At 57.8% G+C, this 18,316-nt stretch carries 22 protein-coding genes; 9 read left to right on the top strand and 13 right to left on the bottom strand.

Features of this window, described 5'->3' with window-relative positions; all coding sequences use genetic code 11:
• The first annotated feature begins 129 nt into the window (after positions 1 to 129).
• The 4 genes from AB4O41_RS22120 (at position 130) to AB4O41_RS22105 (ending at position 2,822) form a co-directional block, all read left to right on the top strand.
• Complete coding sequence (locus AB4O41_RS22120; RefSeq protein WP_460144705.1) at positions 130 to 1,032, top strand: chemotaxis protein CheW; 903 nt, start codon at positions 130 to 132, stop codon at positions 1,030 to 1,032.
• Positions 1,033 to 1,059: 27 nt separating this feature from the next.
• The gene (locus tag AB4O41_RS22115; RefSeq protein ID WP_460148400.1) at positions 1,060 to 1,518 is read left to right on the top strand and encodes a GNAT family N-acetyltransferase; all 459 of its coding nucleotides are present in this window, start codon (positions 1,060 to 1,062) and stop codon (positions 1,516 to 1,518) included.
• A 144-nt stretch (positions 1,519 to 1,662) separates the two neighbouring features.
• Positions 1,663 to 1,989 carry a hypothetical protein gene (locus tag AB4O41_RS22110; RefSeq protein ID WP_460144704.1) on the top strand — a complete coding sequence of 109 codons (327 nt, stop codon included), beginning with the start codon at positions 1,663 to 1,665 and terminating at the stop codon, positions 1,987 to 1,989.
• 83 nt (positions 1,990 to 2,072) lie between these two features.
• Positions 2,073 to 2,822, top strand: coding sequence for a YkgJ family cysteine cluster protein (locus AB4O41_RS22105; RefSeq protein ID WP_460144703.1), 750 nt, complete (start codon positions 2,073 to 2,075; stop codon positions 2,820 to 2,822).
• A 155-nt stretch (positions 2,823 to 2,977) separates the two neighbouring features.
• Here the strand turns inward: AB4O41_RS22105 and AB4O41_RS22100 are convergent, their stop codons facing one another.
• The 8 genes from AB4O41_RS22100 to rplM all read right to left on the bottom strand — a co-directional run bounded on the left by AB4O41_RS22100 (position 2,978) and on the right by rplM (position 8,351).
• A complete protein-coding gene (locus AB4O41_RS22100; RefSeq protein WP_367372892.1) occupies positions 2,978 to 3,235 on the bottom strand; it encodes a hypothetical protein in 258 nt (85 codons plus the stop codon).
• Between the two features lie 228 nt (positions 3,236 to 3,463).
• A complete protein-coding gene (locus tag AB4O41_RS22095) occupies positions 3,464 to 3,877 on the bottom strand; it encodes a ClpXP protease specificity-enhancing factor (RefSeq protein ID WP_008004998.1) in 414 nt (137 codons plus the stop codon).
• Positions 3,878 to 3,893: 16 nt separating this feature from the next.
• Entirely contained in the window at positions 3,894 to 4,511 is a 618-nt protein-coding gene (locus tag AB4O41_RS22090; protein WP_007905304.1) for a glutathione S-transferase N-terminal domain-containing protein, read from the bottom strand.
• Between the two features lie 150 nt (positions 4,512 to 4,661).
• On the bottom strand, positions 4,662 to 5,444 hold the full coding sequence (locus AB4O41_RS22085; protein ID WP_123358157.1) for a cytochrome c1: 783 nt from the start codon (positions 5,442 to 5,444) through the stop codon (positions 4,662 to 4,664).
• Positions 5,444 to 6,655: a cytochrome b gene (locus AB4O41_RS22080; protein WP_367372893.1), complete on the bottom strand. Its 1,212-nt coding sequence runs from the start codon at positions 6,653 to 6,655 to the stop codon at positions 5,444 to 5,446. The genes AB4O41_RS22085 and AB4O41_RS22080 overlap by 1 nt, the downstream gene beginning before the upstream one ends.
• Entirely contained in the window at positions 6,655 to 7,248 is a 594-nt protein-coding gene (gene petA, locus AB4O41_RS22075; RefSeq protein ID WP_007905300.1) for a ubiquinol-cytochrome c reductase iron-sulfur subunit, read from the bottom strand. The genes AB4O41_RS22080 and petA overlap by 1 nt, the downstream gene beginning before the upstream one ends.
• A gap of 267 nt (positions 7,249 to 7,515) precedes the next feature.
• Complete coding sequence (rpsI, locus tag AB4O41_RS22070; protein WP_002555064.1) at positions 7,516 to 7,908, bottom strand: 30S ribosomal protein S9; 393 nt, start codon at positions 7,906 to 7,908, stop codon at positions 7,516 to 7,518.
• A 14-nt stretch (positions 7,909 to 7,922) separates the two neighbouring features.
• Positions 7,923 to 8,351 carry a 50S ribosomal protein L13 gene (gene rplM / locus AB4O41_RS22065; RefSeq protein ID WP_007905295.1) on the bottom strand — a complete coding sequence of 143 codons (429 nt, stop codon included), beginning with the start codon at positions 8,349 to 8,351 and terminating at the stop codon, positions 7,923 to 7,925.
• A 245-nt stretch (positions 8,352 to 8,596) separates the two neighbouring features.
• Between rplM and AB4O41_RS22060 the strand changes: the two genes are divergently transcribed.
• Positions 8,597 to 9,637 carry an NADP(H)-dependent aldo-keto reductase gene (locus AB4O41_RS22060; RefSeq protein ID WP_460144702.1) on the top strand — a complete coding sequence of 347 codons (1,041 nt, stop codon included), beginning with the start codon at positions 8,597 to 8,599 and terminating at the stop codon, positions 9,635 to 9,637.
• 117 nt (positions 9,638 to 9,754) lie between these two features.
• On the opposite strand, the gene AB4O41_RS22055 is transcribed toward AB4O41_RS22060, so the two are convergent.
• On the bottom strand, positions 9,755 to 10,891 hold the full coding sequence (locus AB4O41_RS22055) for an acyl-CoA dehydrogenase family protein (protein ID WP_460144701.1): 1,137 nt from the start codon (positions 10,889 to 10,891) through the stop codon (positions 9,755 to 9,757).
• A 244-nt stretch (positions 10,892 to 11,135) separates the two neighbouring features.
• Between AB4O41_RS22055 and AB4O41_RS22050 the strand changes: the two genes are divergently transcribed.
• Positions 11,136 to 12,032: a GlxA family transcriptional regulator gene (locus AB4O41_RS22050; protein ID WP_173667540.1), complete on the top strand. Its 897-nt coding sequence runs from the start codon at positions 11,136 to 11,138 to the stop codon at positions 12,030 to 12,032.
• Positions 12,033 to 12,219: 187 nt separating this feature from the next.
• On the opposite strand, the gene zapE is transcribed toward AB4O41_RS22050, so the two are convergent.
• The 3 genes from zapE to AB4O41_RS22035 form a co-directional block, all read right to left on the bottom strand.
• Positions 12,220 to 13,314, bottom strand: coding sequence for a cell division protein ZapE (gene zapE, locus AB4O41_RS22045; RefSeq protein WP_460144700.1), 1,095 nt, complete (start codon positions 13,312 to 13,314; stop codon positions 12,220 to 12,222).
• A 90-nt stretch (positions 13,315 to 13,404) separates the two neighbouring features.
• On the bottom strand, positions 13,405 to 14,760 hold the full coding sequence (locus AB4O41_RS22040) for a tryptophan--tRNA ligase (protein ID WP_460144699.1): 1,356 nt from the start codon (positions 14,758 to 14,760) through the stop codon (positions 13,405 to 13,407).
• Positions 14,761 to 14,784: 24 nt separating this feature from the next.
• Positions 14,785 to 15,429, bottom strand: a complete 645-nt coding sequence (locus AB4O41_RS22035) for an alpha/beta hydrolase (RefSeq protein ID WP_460144698.1) — start codon at positions 15,427 to 15,429, stop codon at positions 14,785 to 14,787.
• Between the two features lie 145 nt (positions 15,430 to 15,574).
• On the opposite strand from AB4O41_RS22035, the gene AB4O41_RS22030 reads away from it, so the two are divergent.
• The 3 genes from AB4O41_RS22030 to AB4O41_RS22020 all read left to right on the top strand — a co-directional run bounded on the left by AB4O41_RS22030 (position 15,575) and on the right by AB4O41_RS22020 (position 17,325).
• Complete coding sequence (locus AB4O41_RS22030; protein WP_447794267.1) at positions 15,575 to 16,009, top strand: Z-ring associated ZapG family protein; 435 nt, start codon at positions 15,575 to 15,577, stop codon at positions 16,007 to 16,009.
• A gap of 180 nt (positions 16,010 to 16,189) precedes the next feature.
• Positions 16,190 to 16,492: a transposase gene (locus AB4O41_RS22025; RefSeq protein WP_223464023.1), complete on the top strand. Its 303-nt coding sequence runs from the start codon at positions 16,190 to 16,192 to the stop codon at positions 16,490 to 16,492.
• Positions 16,489 to 17,325: an IS3 family transposase gene (locus AB4O41_RS22020; protein WP_223464022.1), complete on the top strand. Its 837-nt coding sequence runs from the start codon at positions 16,489 to 16,491 to the stop codon at positions 17,323 to 17,325. Before AB4O41_RS22025 ends, AB4O41_RS22020 begins: the two co-directional genes overlap by 4 nt.
• Before the next feature lie 205 nt (positions 17,326 to 17,530).
• On the opposite strand, the gene AB4O41_RS22015 is transcribed toward AB4O41_RS22020, so the two are convergent.
• A complete protein-coding gene (locus tag AB4O41_RS22015) occupies positions 17,531 to 18,253 on the bottom strand; it encodes an OmpA family protein (RefSeq protein WP_460144697.1) in 723 nt (240 codons plus the stop codon).
• Between the last annotated feature and the right edge of the window lie 63 nt (positions 18,254 to 18,316).

Below are 18,316 nucleotides of genomic sequence, written 5' to 3'. Positions count from 1 at the left end.
GTTCCGACGATGGGGTCCTGCCATTCACCCAAATTGCTAAAGCCTGCCCCCGACAAGTCGATAACCCGGCATCGATAGTTGTTGGCGATCTTCTCAATCGCCCATCACCTTTTTCCACAGAAGGTTTTTATGTCCTCCAACAAAGCCCGCGCAGATTCACTTTCGCTTCTGCTGTTTACCTTGCGCAGCGGCAAGCTGATGGCGATCAACCTGCTGAAAGTCAGCGAAATCATTCCCTGCCCGCCGCTGACCAAGCTGCCGGAGTCGCACCCCCACGTCAAAGGCATCGCCACCCTGCGCGGCGCCTCGTTGTCAGTGATCGACCTGAGCCGCGCCATCGGCGAGCGACCGCTGGAAGACCCGAACGGTGGCTGCCTGATCGTCACCGACGTCAGCCGCTCCAAGCAGGGCCTGCACGTTCAGGCGGTGAGCAAGATCGTCCATTGCCTGACCACCGACATCCGTCCACCGCCCTTCGGCTCCGGCGGTGTGCGTTCGTACATCACTGGCGTGACCTCGGTCGACGGCACGCTGGTGCAAGTGCTGGACATCGAAAAGGTCATCCACGGCATTGCTCCGGCGCAGATCGAAACGGCCCCGACCGAACTGAGCATGGAAGACGCCGAAGTACTCGGCAACGCGCGGATTCTGGTGGTCGATGACAGCCAGGTCGCCCTGCAACAATCGGTGCACACCCTGCGCAACCTCGGCCTGCAATGCCACACCGCTCGCAGCGCCAGGGAAGCCATCGACTGCCTGCTGGATCTGCAAGGCACCGCCCAGCAGATCAACCTGATCGTCTCGGACATCGAAATGTCGGAAATGGACGGCTATGCCCTCACCCGCACATTGCGCGAGACGCCGGACTTCTCGCACCTCTATGTGTTGCTGCATACGTCGCTGGACAGCGCGATGAACAGCGAGAAGGCCCGACTGGCCGGGGCCAACGCGGTGCTGACCAAATTCTCCTCGCCGGAACTGACCAAATGCCTGATCGTGGCGGCCAGGGCCATCGCCGAACAAGGTCACTGAGTTGTGGCTGAGTTTTTTTGTTTTCTGATGCGGCGCAACCTGGCTGAGGCTGTGCCGCCTTTCACTTGGCCAAATGGCATTGAGTTGACCCAGTACCGCCCTGAACTTGCCGAAGCCGTTCATCACTTGATGGAACTGGGCTATCGGGAAGGTAGCGGTCGCGTTCCGGCGCTGGAAGTCTGGCAGCAGCGTTTCGAAACCGATCCTGAATACGATCCGACCCTGTGCTTCATCGCGTTCGACGCCGAAGGAATCGTTGGCGTCGCCCAATGCTGGACCAGCGCTTACATCAAGAGCCTGGTAGTGCATCCGCGCGCTCAAGGCCTTGGACTTGGCCGTGCGTTGCTGCTAAATGCTTTCAATGTGTTTCAGCAACGCCGCGAAGGTTTTGTGGATTTGAAGGTCTTGGAAAACAACCTTCGGGCACAGCGATTGTATGAAAGTGCGGGGATGTATGTGGTCCGCCGGGAGCCGGTTCCAACCTGACACCGCTTTCGCGGGCTAGCCTCGCTCCCACAGACTCAGGTGATCCCTGTGGGAGCGTGGCTGCCCGCGAAGAGGCCCGCACAACCACCCAAAACCATCAGGCATACTCCGACCTCGGCCACTACACGCCAAGGATGCCCAACCATGAAAGCCACAACCCTGACCTTTCTCTGCGTCACCACCCTCGCCACCCAAGCCTATGCCTCCAGCCCCGACGCCTGGGCCACCTACGACAAAGCCGTGCTCGACAGTTGCACCAAAACCAGCGGCCTGAAGAATGCCAAACCCGTCGGCACCGCCGCACAGTTCGACGATCGAGTCGGCTATACCGCGCTCCTGCTGCAAGGCCAGTACCCGCAAAAACACATGAAAGGCCAGCAAGGCACCGAGCTGTGCCTCTACAACAAGAAAAGCAAAACCGCCTACGTGACCGAATGGGACTCCATCCGCCCAACAGCAAAAGCGCAGTAAATGGCGCATAACTTGCTTCGGCACAGGCCTTTGCGGTGGCTTTTTGTCGCCATTTCATGCCCCCACAGGTGACTGGCCGTTCAATGAATACAACGTTTTCCTGCGTAGGTTGTGGCAAATGCTGCAACGACCACCACGTGCCCCTGACACTGGCCGAAGCCCGGATGTGGGCGGCCGATGGCGGTCAGGTGATCGTGCTGGTGGAGGCCTTCCTCGCCAATGGCCTGGGCCTGCCCATGCAGCAACGCGAACATGCCCAACGCCGTTCGGTGGTAGTTCGAAGTGGTGCTTGCGAGGCGCACGTGGCGATCACCTTCGCCGCCTACAACGTCGGTCCCTGCCGGAATCTTGACGAAGACAACCTCTGCCGCATCTACGAACGCCGACCGCTGGTGTGTCGCATCTACCCGATGGAAATCAATCCACACATCCCGCTCAACCCGGCGATAAAGGAATGCCCGTCCGAGTCGTGGGAAACAGGGCCGGATTTGATCATCGGTGGTGAACTGGTGGATCAGGAACTGGTGGGATTGATCCAGCGCTCCCGTCAGGCCGATCGCGATGAGATTCAGACCAAGGATGCGATTTGCGCGTTACTGGGGATTCGGACGACCGCGCTGAAGGGTGATGGATTTACTGCCTATTTGCCGGACATGACTGCGTTTGCCATGGTCATTGATCAGGTGGCGAAGCAGCCGCTGACAGAGTCGGGCGGTGAATGGATCTTTCATGTGTCAGGCGATGATATTGCCGGGCAAGTGTTGGCGGCCGGGGCGCAGGTGGCGACTGAAGTACTGCTGAACTATGCGTTTATTTCGTTGCGGGCGGCGTGAGCCAGAGGATGTGTTGTATTTAATGGCCCCATCGCGAGCAGGCTCGCTCCCACCTTTGATCTTCATGGGACACAGGTAATGTGTACGACGAGAATCCACTGTGGGAGCGAGCCTGCTCCCGATGACGGCAGATCAGGCACCGCAGAGGTAAAAACTCAGCGCTTACCCATCGAACGACGAGTGCCAGGAGGCGCTGCCCCCGGGGTCTTGGTATGGCCATTCTTCGCGCCATTCTTGTACCAAGGCTGGCTGGCATTCTTCGCAGCGGCCAAATCACCCGGTTTAAACGGGAACTTGAACGCCGGGATCGCCGCTTTGGTTTCGCTGTCTGCGCTGGAGTCGACGCTGTCTGGCAGGTCTGCCTGGTCGTCGCTCAAAGCGTCGCCAACCGGCGGTTGTGTCGGGGAAGTCATGAAAGCTCCGGGTGATGCTCAAAGAGTCGGGCCCGGTAGGCGAGCCACGAAAGGCGGCAGTATACCTGTGTCGGGAGCCGCAAGCTGCAGTTGCTCAGTTGGGTTTTGCGCTGACTGACCTGCCGTCTTCGCCGGCACAGTGGTTCATCGTCGCTCATGGATTCCGTATACGACACAGATCCACCGGGCGCACATAAAAAAAGCGATCCATTCGGATCGCCTTTTTTATTACTTCACCACCTTCAAACTCGGTCGACCGCTGGGACGCGGCGGCTCGCTGTCGGGTGGCGGAACATCATCATCCGGCTCGATCTCTTCCTCGTCTTCCAGAGGCGATTCCATATCGAACACCATGCCCTGACCGTTCTCCCGAGCGTAAATGCCCAGGATCGATGCGATAGGCACGTACAGGGTATGTGGCACGCCACCGAAGCGCCCTTCGAAGCTGACTGCCTCGTTATCCATGTGCAGATGACGCACGGCTGCCGGGGAAACGTTCAGGACAATCTGTCCGTCACTGGCAAAACCCTGAGGCACCTGCACCGACGGATACTCGGAATTGACCAGCATGTGCGGGGTGCAATCGTTGTCCACAATCCACTCGTAGAGCGCGCGGACCAGATAAGGTCGACTGGAGTTCATAGCGGCTCCTTAAGCCTTAGCGCATATCGCGTTCGACACCAGACAGACTCGCCTGGAAAGCCTCACGTGCAAACGAGCGCTCCATATAATCAAGCAACGGCTTGGCAGGCCGCGGCAGTTCAATACCCAGAATCGGCAATCGCCAGAGTATTGGCAATAGGCAGCAATCCACCAGACTTTGTTCCTCACTGAGGAAAAACGGCTTGTCGGCGAACAACGGCGACACGCCTGTCAGGCTTTCGCGCAGCTCTTTACGAGCCACGACACGGGCGGCTTCCTTGGTCCGCGAATCCAGGATCAGATCCACCAGACCACACCAGTCACGCTGAATGCGATGAATCAGCAGACGACTGTTGGCACGCGCCACAGGATAAACCGGCAGCAATGGCGGGTGTGGGTAACGCTCATCCAGATATTCCATCACCACGGTCGACTCCCACAACGCCAGGTCACGATCGACCAGGGTGGGCAGGCTTCCGTAAGGGTTCACTTCAATCAGTTTAGGCGGCTGGCGACCAGCCTCCACGTAAATGATCTCGGCGCTGACACCCTTCTCTGCAAGTACGATGCGCACTCGGTGGGAATAGTGGTCGGCGGGGTCGGAGTAACAGGCCAACCGATTGGTCACGCCCATGGCGGTCCTCCTCGCTTGTTGAAATTATCGGAAACGGAAAAACACGCGCGCCCAGAGGGCGCCTCCCGTAACGCCTGGGTCACCAGACTCGTTACACCTTCAGAGACGCCCTTGGGCGCGCGCGATTAACAGCAATGGCTTACAGCTTTATCAATGGACGTCTTTCCAGTATTCACGCTTGAGCAAGTAAGCGAATACGAAGAAGAACGCCAGGTACAGCAACACATAGGTACCGATGCGCTGATGCTGCAGCTTCACCGGGTTGGCCGAGTAGGCCAGGAAGGTCACCAGGTTCTTGACCTTCTCGTCGAACTGCTCTTCGTTCAGCGTGCCGGTTTTCGGCAATACCGTCAGCTGGTCGCAGGCTTCATGGGTCAAACCCGTACCGGTCAGCGGATCGTATTGCTTCTTGCCGTCTTCGACGATTTGAACTTGTTTACAGCCTACCACTTGACGACCCTGCAAGCCGACCAGAACGTTAGGCATGCCGACGTTCGGGAACACCTTGTTGTTCACGCCCCAAGGACGCGACGGGTCTTCATAGAAGGAACGCAGGTAGCCGTAGAGCCAGTCTGTGCCACGAACACGAGCCACCAGTGTCAGGTCAGGCGGCGCCGCACCGAACCAGGTCTTGGCGTCAGCCGGCTGCATGCCGATGTTCATGTGGTCACCGATCTTGGCGCCGGTGAACACCAGCTTCTCAAGCATCAACTCGTGAGGAATGCCCAGGTCATCGGCAACACGCTCGTAGCGCTGGAACTTGGCACTGTGGCAGCCCATGCAATAGTTGGCGAACGTACGTGCGCCGTCCTGCATGGCAGCCTTGTCGGAAACGTCGATGTCGACCTTCTCAAGCTCAGGACCACCGTGTTCGGCCGCAAAGGACAATACAGGCATCGCCGCAAGAATCAGTACTGCAAATAGCTTTTTCATCAGCCAGTCACCCTTTCCGGAACCGGTTTGGTCTTCTCGAGCCTGGTGTAGAACGGCATCAGAATGAAGTAGGCGAAGTACAGGAAGGTACATACCTGCGACAGCAACGTACGGCCTGGAGTTGGAGCCAGAACACCCAACACACCCAGGATCACGAACGAGATGCAGAACACCCAGAGCCAGATCTTGCTCAGCCAGCCCTTGTAGCGCATCGATTTGACCGGACTCCGATCAAGCCAGGGAAGGACAAACAACATTGCAATCGAAGCGCCCATGGCAATTACGCCCAGAAGCTTGTCCGGAATCGCCCGCAGAATCGCGTAGAACGGCGTGAAGTACCAGACCGGAGCGATGTGCTCAGGGGTCTTGAAGGCGTTCGCCACTTCAAAGTTCGGCTTCTCGAGGAAGTAGCCGCCCATTTCAGGGAAGAAGAATACGATCGAGCAGAAGATGAACAGGAACACCACTACGCCGACGATATCTTTCACGGTGTAGTACGGGTGGAAGGCAATGCCGTCCAGCGGTATACCGTTTTCGTCTTTGTGCTTCTTGATGTCGACGCCATCCGGATTGTTCGAACCGACTTCGTGCAGCGCCAGAATGTGCACCACCACCAGACCGAGGATTACGATCGGCAGGGCAACCACATGCAAGGCAAAGAAGCGGTTCAGGGTAATACCGGAAATCAGGTAGTCACCACGAATCCACTGGGTCAGGTCGTTACCGATGACCGGAATCGCACCGAACAGCGAGATGATCACCTGGGCACCCCAGTAGGACATCTGGCCCCATGGCAGCAGGTAACCCATGAAGGCTTCAGCCATCAGCGCCAGGTAGATCAGCATGCCGAACACCCACACCAGCTCACGCGGCTTCTGATACGAACCGTAGAGCAGGCCACGGAACATGTGCAGATAGACCACGATGAAGAACGCCGAAGCGCCGGTGGAGTGCAGCAGACGCAGGATCGAGCCGTACTCGACGTCGCGCATGATGTATTCGACGGAAGCAAACGCCTCTTCCGCCGATGGGGTGTAGCTCATGGTCAGCCAGACACCGGTAACGATCTGGTTGACCAGAACGAGCAGTGCGAGGGAGCCAAAGAAATAGAAGAAGTTGAAGTTCTTCGGGGCGTAGTACTTGCTGAGATGGTCTTCCCACATTTTGGTCGCGGGGAAGCGCGCATCAACCCAATCCATGAACTTGCTCATCACGCTTTCTCCGTATCGACGCCAATGACAATGATGTCATCGGTCTCATAGGAATGCGGGGGAACTGGCAGGTTCAAAGGCGCAGGTTGCGACTTGTAGACGCGGCCAGCCAAATCGTAGTGAGAACCGTGGCAAGGGCAGAAATAACCACCTACCCAATCCTTGCCCAGGTCGGCAGGAGCCACTTCCGGGCGGAAGGTCGGAGAGCAACCCAGGTGAGTGCAAATACCGATCAGCAGCAGAACTTCTGGCTTGATCGAACGCGTCTCCGGGTCGACATAGGTCGGTTGCGTAGAGTTCTTGGAGGTCGGGTCAGACAGCTGGCCCTCGATCTTTTTCAGATTCCCCAGGATTTCCTCCGTACGGCGGACAATGAACACCGGCTGGCCGCGCCACTCAGCAATCATTTGCTGGCCTGGCTCGATTTTGCTGACATTCACTTTCACCGGTGCACCTGCAGCTTTCGCCTTGGCACTGGGAAACCATGACCCCACGAACGGGACCGCAGCCCCCACCGCTCCTGCAGCACCCACCACGGATGTGGCTGCTACCAAGAAGCGACGCCGGCCTGCATTCACGCCGTCATTGCTCATTCAGTCCTCTCCCATCAGCTTTGTGGCCTGTTAAATCAGGCGTCTACTAAGTAAAAATCTGAACTTATAAAAATTTTGCCGAATGGTAATGAAAAGCCCCAATTCTGACAAGGTAATTACCGAGGGGCTCCACTGCCAAGCCTTGCAGTATAGGGCTTCTGCGGATGTGGCAAGTTGTCACAGCGCAATTCATTGATAAATCGCGCCCATAAAAAAACGCCCAGCTTCGCGAGGAAACTGGGCGTTCTTTTTGAACGCGAAAGCGAATTAACGCTTCGAGTACTGCGGACGCTTACGCGCTTTACGCAGACCAACTTTCTTACGTTCAACTTCACGAGCATCGCGAGTAACGAAGCCAGCTTTGCGCAGAGCGCCACGCAGGGTTTCGTCGTACTGCATCAGTGCGCGAGTGATACCGTGGCGGATTGCGCCAGCTTGACCACTTACACCACCGCCGATCACGGTGACGTAGATGTCGAACTTCTCGACAGTCTCAGTCAATTCCAGCGGCTGACGAACTACCATGCGGGCAGTTTCGCGGCCGAAGAAATTATCCAGCGAACGGTTGTTGATGGAGATGTTACCAGTACCCGGACGCAGGAAAACGCGTGCGGTTGCGGTCTTGCGACGGCCAGTGCCGTAATTTTGAGTCGCCGACATAATGAACTATTCCGTTAAAACTTCAGTTCTTGGGGCTGCTGAGCAGTATGAGGGTGTACAGCGCCCGCATAGACTTTCAGCTTACGATACATGTCGCGACCCAGCGGGTTCTTAGGCAGCATGCCTTTGACCGCGGTCTCGATCACGCGCTCAGGGGCTTTAGCAATCAGCTTTTCGAAGTTGATCGACTTGATGCCGCCCGGGAAACCGGAGTGGGAGTAGTAGATTTTGTCGGTGGTTTTAGCACCGGTTACACGAATCTGCTCGGCATTGATAACGACGATGTAATCGCCGGTGTCAACGTGAGGAGTGTACTCAGCTTTATGCTTGCCACGCAGACGGCTCGCGATTTCGGTGGCCAGACGACCCAGGGTCTGACCTGCAGCGTCGACGACAAACCAGTCGCGCTGTACTGTTTCCGGTTTAGCAGTAAAAGTTTTCATTCTTTATAGCCTCAGGGGCCGCCCTGTAAATTAGACGGCGGATCTTACTGAATAGTGCGTACTTTGACAAGTCAAAGGCAGCCGGATACAGACGCTTTCGGGGGCTCGGGTCGGCGCGTCCGTTCAACGGCAAGATTCTTCGGCGGCGGCGCATCACTTCCACTGCAGAAAGAGGTGCGCAATTATGCAGATTGCGAAAAATATTTCAACCTGCTTTTATGATTGTTTTGCCCAAGGAGCATCCGATGGACTATCGCCAGCTAGGCCGTACCGATCTTACCGTGAGTGCAATCTGCCTCGGCACCATGACCTGGGGCGAGCAAAACAGCGAGGCTGAAGCCTTCGCCCAGATCGAACGAGCCAAGAGCGCGGGCATCAACTTCATCGACACCGCCGAAATGTACCCGGTGCCGCCCAAGGCCGAAACCTACGCCACCACCGAGCGCTATATCGCCAATTACTTCAAAAGTCGCGGCGATCGCGCCGACTGGATTCTGGCGAGCAAGATCGCCGGCCCCGGCAACACCATCGACTACATCCGCGACAAAAACCTCAAACACAACCGCGAGCACATCGTCCAGGCCGTGGATGCGAGCCTCAAGCGCTTGCAGACCGACTACATCGATCTCTATCAATTGCACTGGCCGGAACGCAGCACCAATTTCTTCGGACAACTGGGCTACAAGCACACGAGCGAAGTCAACCTCACGCCACTGGAAGACACCCTCGAAGCACTGGACGAACAGGTCAAGGCCGGCAAGATCCGCCACATCGGCCTGTCCAACGAAACCCCGTGGGGCACCATGCGTTTCCTCGCCATCGCCGAAGCCCGGGGCTGGCCGCGCGCCGTTTCGATCCAGAACCCCTACAACCTGCTCAATCGCAGCTTCGAAGTCGGCCTGGCGGAAATTGCCATTCGTGAACAGTGCGGCCTGCTCGCCTATTCACCACTGGCGTTCGGCTTCCTGTCGGGCAAGTACGAAGGTGGTGCGCGTCCGCCCAAAGGTCGCCTGAGTCTCTACAGCCGCTTCAGCCGCTATTTCAATCCTCAGTCGGAGGCAGCGTGCAGCCGTTATGTGGCACTGGCTCGTGAACACGGTCTGGATCCGGCGCAGATGGCACTGGCATTCGTCACACAGCAACCGTTCGTCACCAGCAACATCATTGGCGCCACCACGCTTGAGCAACTGGACAGCAACATTGCCAGCTTCGAGCTGAAACTTTCCGACGAAGTGTTGGCGGGAATCGAGGTGATTCACCAGGATCATCCGAACCCCGCACCGTAACTCAAGACAATGATCGTTCCCACGCTCTGCGTGGGAACGCATCCCGTGACGCTCTGCGTCACTTCCAAAGCGGACGCAGAGCGTCCCCACGCAGAGCGTGGGAATGATCACGCTGCATTACAGCGACCGCGCAATAATCTCCTTCATGATCTCATTGGTCCCGGCATAGATCCGCTGCACTCGCGCATCCGCCCACGCCCGGGCGATCGGATATTCCCACATGAACCCGTAACCGCCATGCAACTGCACGCATTCATCGAGCACCTTGCATTGCAGGTCGGTGCCCCAGTACTTGGCCATGGCAGCCGTCGGCACGTCGAGTTTGCCTTGCAGATGCAGTTCCAGGCAGCGATCGACGAAAACCCGGCCAATCTGGATTTCGGTCGCCATTTCAGCGAGTTTGAAGCGAGTGTTCTGGAAGTCGGCGATGGCCTTGCCGAAAGCCTTGCGTTCACGGGTGTAATCCAGCGTCCATTGCAACGCCGCTTCGGCTGACGCCAAGCCACCTACCGCGACCGTCAGACGCTCCTGCGGCAATTCCTGCATCAGGTAGGCGAAGCCCATCCCGGCCTGGCCCAGCAGGTTTTCCTTGGGTACCCGAACGTCCTGGAAGAACAGCTCCGAGGTGTCCTGAGCCTTCATGCCGACCTTTTCCAGACGCTTGCCCTTGGCAAAGCCCGGCGTATTGGCCTCCACCAGAAACAGACTGGTGCCCTTCGCCCCCGCCTTCGGATCGGTCTTGGCCACGACGATCACCAAGTCAGCCAGAAAGCCATTGGTGATGAAGGTCTTCGAACCGTTGATCACGTATTCATCGCCATCCAGCACAGCGGTGGTTTTCACCCCTTGGAGGTCGGAACCGGCACCCGGCTCGGTCATGGCAATCGCGGTGACCATCTCGCCAGACACCAGTTTGGGCAGGTATTTGTGTTTCAGCGTTTCACTGCCGTAATGCAGGATGTAAGGCGCAACAATGTCCGAATGAAGAGAGAAGCCGATGCCGGTCAGCCCCAGACGGCCGACCTCTTCAATCACCACCGCGCTGTAAAGAAAGTCCGCCCCCAGCCCGCCATACTCTTCCGGCAGATGCGAGCAAAGCATCCCCGCCTCCCCCGCCTTGTTCCAGAGTTGACGGTCGATATAGCCTTGTTTTTCCCATAGCCCATGGAACGGCACGGCCTCTTTCTCGAGGAACGTTCGCACGCTGTCGCGAAAAAGTTCGTGCTCGGAGCTGAACAAGGTTCTGGGGATCATGCGGCACCTGTGGTTATTGTTAGCCGGAATTGACCTTTAGAGACTAAGCCTCGCTTCCGATACAGGACACTGGACACATCCGACAAAAAATAAGACGATCCAGCCGTCTGGTGACCACTTTCCCCTATAAGAATAAAGTTGAATTATGTCTAACCAAGTCTCCACGCCCCTGCGGCGCGTCAGCATCCTGGCTATCGACCGGGTTTTCGCTTCCACCCTCATGCAAGCCAAGGATTTCTTCCATCTGGCCAGCCTGCGCTATGGCAAACAACTGGGCCACGGCCTGACACCGGCGTTTGAAACCCGGCTGGTCAGCCCCGACGGCAAACCGGTGAACAGCTTCAGCGACGTGATCATGCCGGTGGACGGCGGCCTGGAAAATGCCGACGTCATCATCCTTCCCGCCTTCTGGGACGATTTCGACACGCTCTGCAAACGTTACCCACAGGTCCTGCCGTGGCTGCGTCAGCAGCATGCACGCGGTGCCGTGTTGTGCGGCGAGGCCACCGGTGTGTTCTGGCTGGCCGAGGCCGGGCTGCTCGATGGCAAGGAAGCGACGACCTACTGGCGTTTCTTCAATGCATTTGCCGAGCGCTTCCCGCAGGTCCAGCTCAATCAGGACAAACACCTGACTGACGCCGACAACCTGTATTGCGCCGGCGGCACCACCTCGGCCTGCGATCTCTACATTTACCTGATCGAGCGTTTTTGCGGCGCCAACGTGGCCCAGGCCGTGGCCCGCGACATTCTTTACGAAGTGCAGCGCAGCTATGCGCCGGGGCGGATCGGTTTCGGCGGGCAGAAGCTGCACCAGGACGTGATCATCCTGCAGATCCAGCATTGGCTCGAAGAACACTTCGCCGACAAGTTCCGCTTCGAAGACGTGGCCCGCGAACACGGCATGAGCATCCGCAACTTCATGCGCCGCTTCCAGACCGCCACCGGCGACAAACCGCTGCATTATCTGCAGCGACTGCGCATCGAGACGGCCAAGGGCTTGTTGTCCGGCAGCCGCAAGAGCATCAAGACCATCAGCTATGAAGTCGGTTACGACGATGCGAGCTTCTTCGCCCGGCTGTTCCGCCAGCACACGGAGTTGTCGCCGAACCAGTATCGGCAGCAGTTTCAGCAAGCGGCTTAAGGACTGAACACAAATCCAATGTGGGAGCGGGCTTGCTCGCGAAAGCGGTCTGACATTCAACATTGATGTCGACTGAACCACCGCTTTCGCGAGCAAGCCCGCTCCCACATGGTTTCTTCGGCGCGCACAAAAAAGGGCCTGCATAGGCAGGCCCTTTTTATTTTCCGAATCTTATTTTTGAATAGCCCTACGGCTTATGCGCCCGGGACAGAAACTCGTGCGACTGCATTTCCAGCAGGCGGCTAAGCGTGCGCTGGAACTCGAAGTTCAGGCGACCGCCGGTGTAGAGGTCTTTGAGCTCGACTTCGGCAGAAATGATCAGTTTCACGTTGCGGTCGTAGAACTCGTCGACCATATTGATAAAGCGTCGGGCGATGTCGTCGGTGGTGACGCTCATCTGCTCGACATTGCTGAGCAACACGGCGTGGAAGATTTTACCCAGTTCGATGTAATCGTTCTGGCTGCGTGGGCCGTCGCAGAGTTCGCGGAAGTCGAACCAGGCCACGTCGTCGCAAGTGCGCACGGCACGGATTTCACGGTTCTCGATCACCAGAACGTCGTTCTCGATGGCTGCCGTGCACTCCGGCGTCAGGGCCCGGAAGCTCTTGCGCAGGCTTTCCTTGGCGGCTTCATCCAGCGGGAAGTGGAACAGCTCCGCTTGCTCAAGGTGGCGCAGACGGTAATCGACGCCGCTGTCGACATTGACGATCTCGGTGTTCTGCTTGATCAGCGCAATGGCCGGCAGGAAACGCGCACGTTGCAGTCCGTCCTTGTACAGGCCATCCGGCACGATGTTCGACGTCGCGACCAGGGTCACGCCGTTCTTGAACAGTTCTTCCATTAACGTGCCAAGAATCATCGCATCGGTGATGTCGGAGACGAAGAACTCATCGAAACAAATCACTCGCGACTCGTCGGAGAAGCGCTTGGCGATGATGGTCAGCGGGTTTTTCTCGCCGCCCAGGGTCTTCATCTCTTCATGCACACGCTTCATGAAGCGGTGGAAGTGAGTGCGAGTCTTTTCCTTGAACGGCAGCGCTTCGAAGAAGGTATCGACCAGGTAAGTCTTGCCGCGACCCACGCCGCCCCAGAAGTACAAACCCTTGACCGGCACCTGGTCTTTCTTGCCAAACAGTTTGCCGAGCAGGCCCGGTTTGTTCTGCGAGGCCGCGACCAGATCGTCGTACAGGCGCTGCAAATGACGCACCGCCGTTTCCTGGGCAGCATCGTGGAAGAATTCCGGGCGTTTCAGATCAGCTTGATATCGTTCTAGGGGCGTCATAATTCGTTAGCAAGGCAACAAAAACGGGCCGTCACTGTAGCGACGGCCCGTGGGAATGGCAATCGGCCCTTGGTCGGACCGAGCCGTTGATTATTCCTGAACCGGTGTCAGGGCAACGCGCAAAGCCCCGATGGCAGCATCGCGAGCAGTGCTGTCAGCGAAGGCCGGGCTGTCGGCAACACACTCGCCTTCCAGCCAGACGCTGAAGCTCAGGTCTTCGCTGCGCACATCCAAGGCTTGACCGGATTGCAGTTGCTTGGTCACTTGCCCTGCGGTTTTACCGTCGGCGAAGTTGCGCGACAGCAACAGTTGCTCACCATCGGCCGCCAGCAGACGGAAGCGGAAACTGCCGTCGTCTTCACGGAAGCTGACGAAGCGCGCGGCTTTCGCAGCTTTCTTTTTGGTGGTCGCTGCGACTTGTGTCTGAGCGACGAAAGAGCGCAGGCCAACTGCCTCACGCAGTTCGTGAAGGAACGGCGTCGCCACCGAACGGGCCTTTTTGGCACCGATCTGCAGCATGTCTTCCAGATCCGCCGGGCGTTCGATCAGTTGGTGATAACGCTCGCGGGATTCGCCCAATTCGTTGTCGAGCAACTGGAACAGACGATTCTTCGCCTCACCCCAACCCAGCCCCTGAAGCAATTCGCTGCGGAATTCGTCGGACTGTGCCGGCGTAGCGAAGGCCTGGAACAAGGTGAACAGGTGCGAATTGTCCGGATCCTTGGCTTCGCCCGGGGCACGGGAGTCGGTGACGATCCGCGAAATCGCGTCTTTCATCTCTTTGGCGCTGCTGAACAACGGAATAGTGTTGTCGTAGCTCTTCGACATCTTGCGACCGTCGAGGCCCGGCAAGGTGGCGACGCTTTCCTCGATCAGCGCTTCGGGCATGGTGAAGAACTCTTTGCCCTGGCCGAACAAGTGGTTGAAGCGCTGGCCGATGTCACGGGCCATTTCCACGTGCTGGATCTGGTCACGACCGACCGGCACCTTGTGGGCGTTGAACATCAGAATGTCCGCGGCCATCAACACCGGGTAGCTGTACAAGCCCATGGTGATGCCGGCATCCGGGTCTTCGCCGGTTTCGACGTTCTTGTCCACCGAGGCCTTGTAGGCATGGGCGCGGTTGAGCAGGCCCTTGGCGGCCACGCAGGTCAGCAGCCAGGTCAGTTCAGGGATTTCCGGGATGTCGGACTGGCGATAGAACGTCACGCGGTCCACGTCCAGGCCACCGGCCAGCCAGGTCGCGGCGATTTCCAGACGCGAGCGCTGGATGCGCAGCGGGTCATCGCATTTGATCAAGGCGTGGTAGTCGGCCAGGAAGTAGAACGAATCGGCATTGCTGTCACGGCTGGCGACGATCGCCGGACGGATAGCGCCAGCGTAGTTGCCCAGGTGCGGCGTGCCGGTGGTGGTGATGCCGGTGAGGATACGGGTACGAGTCGTCATGGGTAATCGCTTGTCAGACTGCAATCAATTCGAAAGACGCGGCAGGATCAGATCCTTGAGATCGGTCAGCTTGCCATGAAAAAAGTGTCCGCATTCTGCCACTTTCAGCAGCTCATGGGGGCGATCGAGTGCGTCGGACCAGTCGTAAACGAGCTGTGGATCGATGACTTCGTCGGTTTCTGGCTGGATCAGGGTCAATGTACCTTGTTGCGGCAGTTGATCCTGTTCGCCCAAGCGCATGACGGCGGGCGCGACCATGAACAAATGCTTGAGGTGTTCGCCCTTGGTTTCCAGGCGTCCGCCGAGACTTGCTGCGACAAATCCGCCGAAGGAGAAACCGAACAGGGTCAGGGGCACGTCAGGATGTTTGGCCCGCAGCCACTCGGCCGCCGCCTGGGCATCGTCGACTTCGCCAGTGCCCATGTCATGCGTGCCTTCACTGGCGCCGACACCACGGTAATTGAAACGCAAGGTAATCAAACCGGCATCGCGCGCGGTGCGCTGCAAGGTCGAGACGACTTTGTTGAGCATGGTGCCGCCCTGCACCGGGTTCGGGTGGCAGATCAGCGCCAGGCCGCGGGGCTGCTCGTTATCCGGCCCCTCGCTATTTAAGTACAGGGCTTCCAGTTGGCCGACCGGGCCATCAATCACTACAGGGGTTTCGCGCATAAGCAAGGAAGGAACTCCGTGACCTCGAATCGGGTCGACTCGTCTAGCCAATTGTCTGTGCCAATTCTATTGCGAGTGAATCGCGGTATACAGCGCAGGTTCGAGCCGTTAACGTAAAGCAAAGCCGTTTATAGAGGAAGGACTCGTGGAACACTCGCTCTTAGTTTGGTTGTTGCCGACTCTTGCCCTGGTTGTGGGTGTCGCCATTGGATTCCTGATCGCTCGCCTGGTGCCGAATGCCGCGCCTAACCGCACGCAACGTCAGCTGGACGACATTCAGGAACGTTTCGACAGTTATCAGAACGAAGTGGTCACCCACTTCAACAGCACTGCAACACTGGTCAAGAAACTGACTCAGAGCTATCAGGAAGTGCAGGACCATCTCGCCGAGGGCGCCAATCGTCTGGCCCTGGACGAGCAGACTCGCCAACGCTTGCTGGCGGCCCTGCACGCCGACGCGGCACAGGCGCCACGGGAACGCCTGACGCCACCGCGCGATCAGGAACCGCCTCGCGACTACGCCCCTAAAATGCCGAACGCGCCGGGCATGCTCGATGAGCATTACGGCCTGAAGAAGTAATCAGGTTTCGCGCGACACAAAAAGCCCTCGGATGAGTGATCGTCCGAGGGCTTTTTTGTTGCTGATCCGATATCTCTGGTGCCTGTCAGGGCCTCATCGCGGGCAAGCTGAACTGGCCTAATGATTTTGGACACTTCAATCGGGCGCTATGATGGCGCCCAAATCTGAGGTGTTTTGGCTATGCGTAAATCTTATTCCAGTGAGTTCAAACTCAAGGCGGCGAGCATGGTGCTGGACGAGGGACAGTCAGTTCCCGAGGTCTGCGCCAGCCTGGATATCGGTCCTACGGCCCTGCGCCGCTGGGTCGACCAGGTTCGGAAGGAACGTTTGGGCTCGACTCCGGTGGGCGCTAAGGCGATTACCGCCGATCAGCGAGAGATCCAGCAACTCAAAGCCTTGCTCAGGCAAAAAGACCTGGATATCGAAATCCTAAAAAAGGCCAGTGCTCTCCTGCTGTTGGACGCCAAAGATCATTCACGTTGATCGATGAGCTGGACGAGCAGTACGGCGTTAACAATTGCTGTCGGGCGTTCGGCGTCAACCGCAGCAGCTTTTATGCCTGGCGTCAGCGCCAAGGCAAGGTCAAACCTGAGAGGGAGAAACTCAAGGCCGTGCTGGTCGAACATCACAAGGAATCCAGATCATCTGCTGGCTCGCGCACTTTGGCCAAGGAGCTGCAAGCCAAGGGACATCGTGTTGGGCGGCATATGGCTCGCAGCCTGATGCGCGAAGCGGGCGTTGCCAGTCGTCAGCGCCGGCGGCACAAGTACAAATCTTCCGGCGTGGAAGCGCTGGTGGCGCCGCATGTGCTCAAGCGCAAGTTTGATGTTACAGCGGTCAATCAGGTGTGGTGTGGCGATGTGACGTACATAAAGGTCGGCACGCGCTGGCTGTACTTTGCGGCGGTTCTGGATCTGTTCGCTCGCCGGATTGTGGGCTGGTCGTTTTCGATGATTTCCGATGCCACGCTAACCTGCGAAGCGTTGCGCATGGCGGTCGAGCTCCGAGGCCGGCCAAAAGAGGTGCTGTTTCATTCTGATCAAGGCTGCCAATACACCAGCCATAAATTCAGAAATGAGATGCGCAAGCATGGACTTTTGCAAAGCATGAGTCGTAAAGGTGAGTGCTGGGACAACGCCCCGATGGAGCGTTTCTTTGGGAGCCTTAAATCAGAGTGGGTGCCAGAAGATGGCTACAACTCTGAGCACGAAGCCCGAATAGACGTGCAACGCTACGTGATGCGTTACAACAACGTCAGGCTCCATAGCTACAACGGCTATCGTTCACCGGTAGCTATGGAGAAACTGGCGGCATGAAAACCGTAACTGGTGTCCAAAATTAGTTGACCAGTTCAAGCCCGCTCCCACAGTGTTCTTCGTCGATCACAAAATTGTGGTCAAACACAAATCCTGTGGGAGCGGGCTTGCCCGCGATGAGGCCCGAACTGACAAAACAAAAAACCGCCCGACCTGTTGAGGATCGGGCGGGCTTTTGTACGCCTGGGGTTCAGTCAGGCGGGTTTTAGTACTGCTGAACAGGCTGGCCCTGCTGCTGATATTCCTGACCCGGAATCGGCTTCAGGTTGACCTCGACGCGACGGTTCTGCGCCCGGCCGTTCACATCACCGTTGCTGGCAATCGGGTTATCCGGCCCGGCACCACGCGCCGACAGGTTGGTGCCGCTGACACCCTGAGAGGTCAGGTAAGTCGCCACACTCTGGGCACGACGCTGGGACAGGTCCATGTTGTGCTGACGGCTGCCGGTGCTGTCGGTGTAGCCGACGATCTCGATCTGGTTCTGGTTGAACTCCTTGAGCGAGCCCGCCAGATTGTTCAGCGGCTGGTAGAAGCCCGACGCGATATTCGCCGAATCGGTGGCGAATGTGATGTTGCCCGGCATGATCAGCTTGATCTGATCGCCTTGGCGCTGCACTTCAACCCCAGTGTTGGCCATGCTGGCCCGCAATTTTTTCTCCTGCTGGTCGGCGTAGTAACCGTAACCGGCGGCAGAAGCCCCCACCACGGCGGAGCCAATCAGCGCGCCCTTGCCACGGTTATCGTGACTGATGGCAGCACCGGCCAGTGCACCGGCCAAGGCGCCGAGGCCACCGTATTTGGCGGTTTTGCTCATGCCCGTAGAACCGCTATCAGCCTGACCCTGGTTGTCATAAGGGTTCTGCGATGCGCAACCGGACAACAAAGCCACAGCAGTAGCGACAATAATCAAACGACGCGAGGTGAACATGGAGAGCTCCTACTTTTTTTGCATTCTGTGGTGCAGCGGACTTAAGCAATGAACCTTTGCGGG

Source organism: Pseudomonas sp. S2_A02, from assembly GCF_054668495.1.
This window is presented reverse-complemented; position numbering and strand designations above follow the sequence as displayed.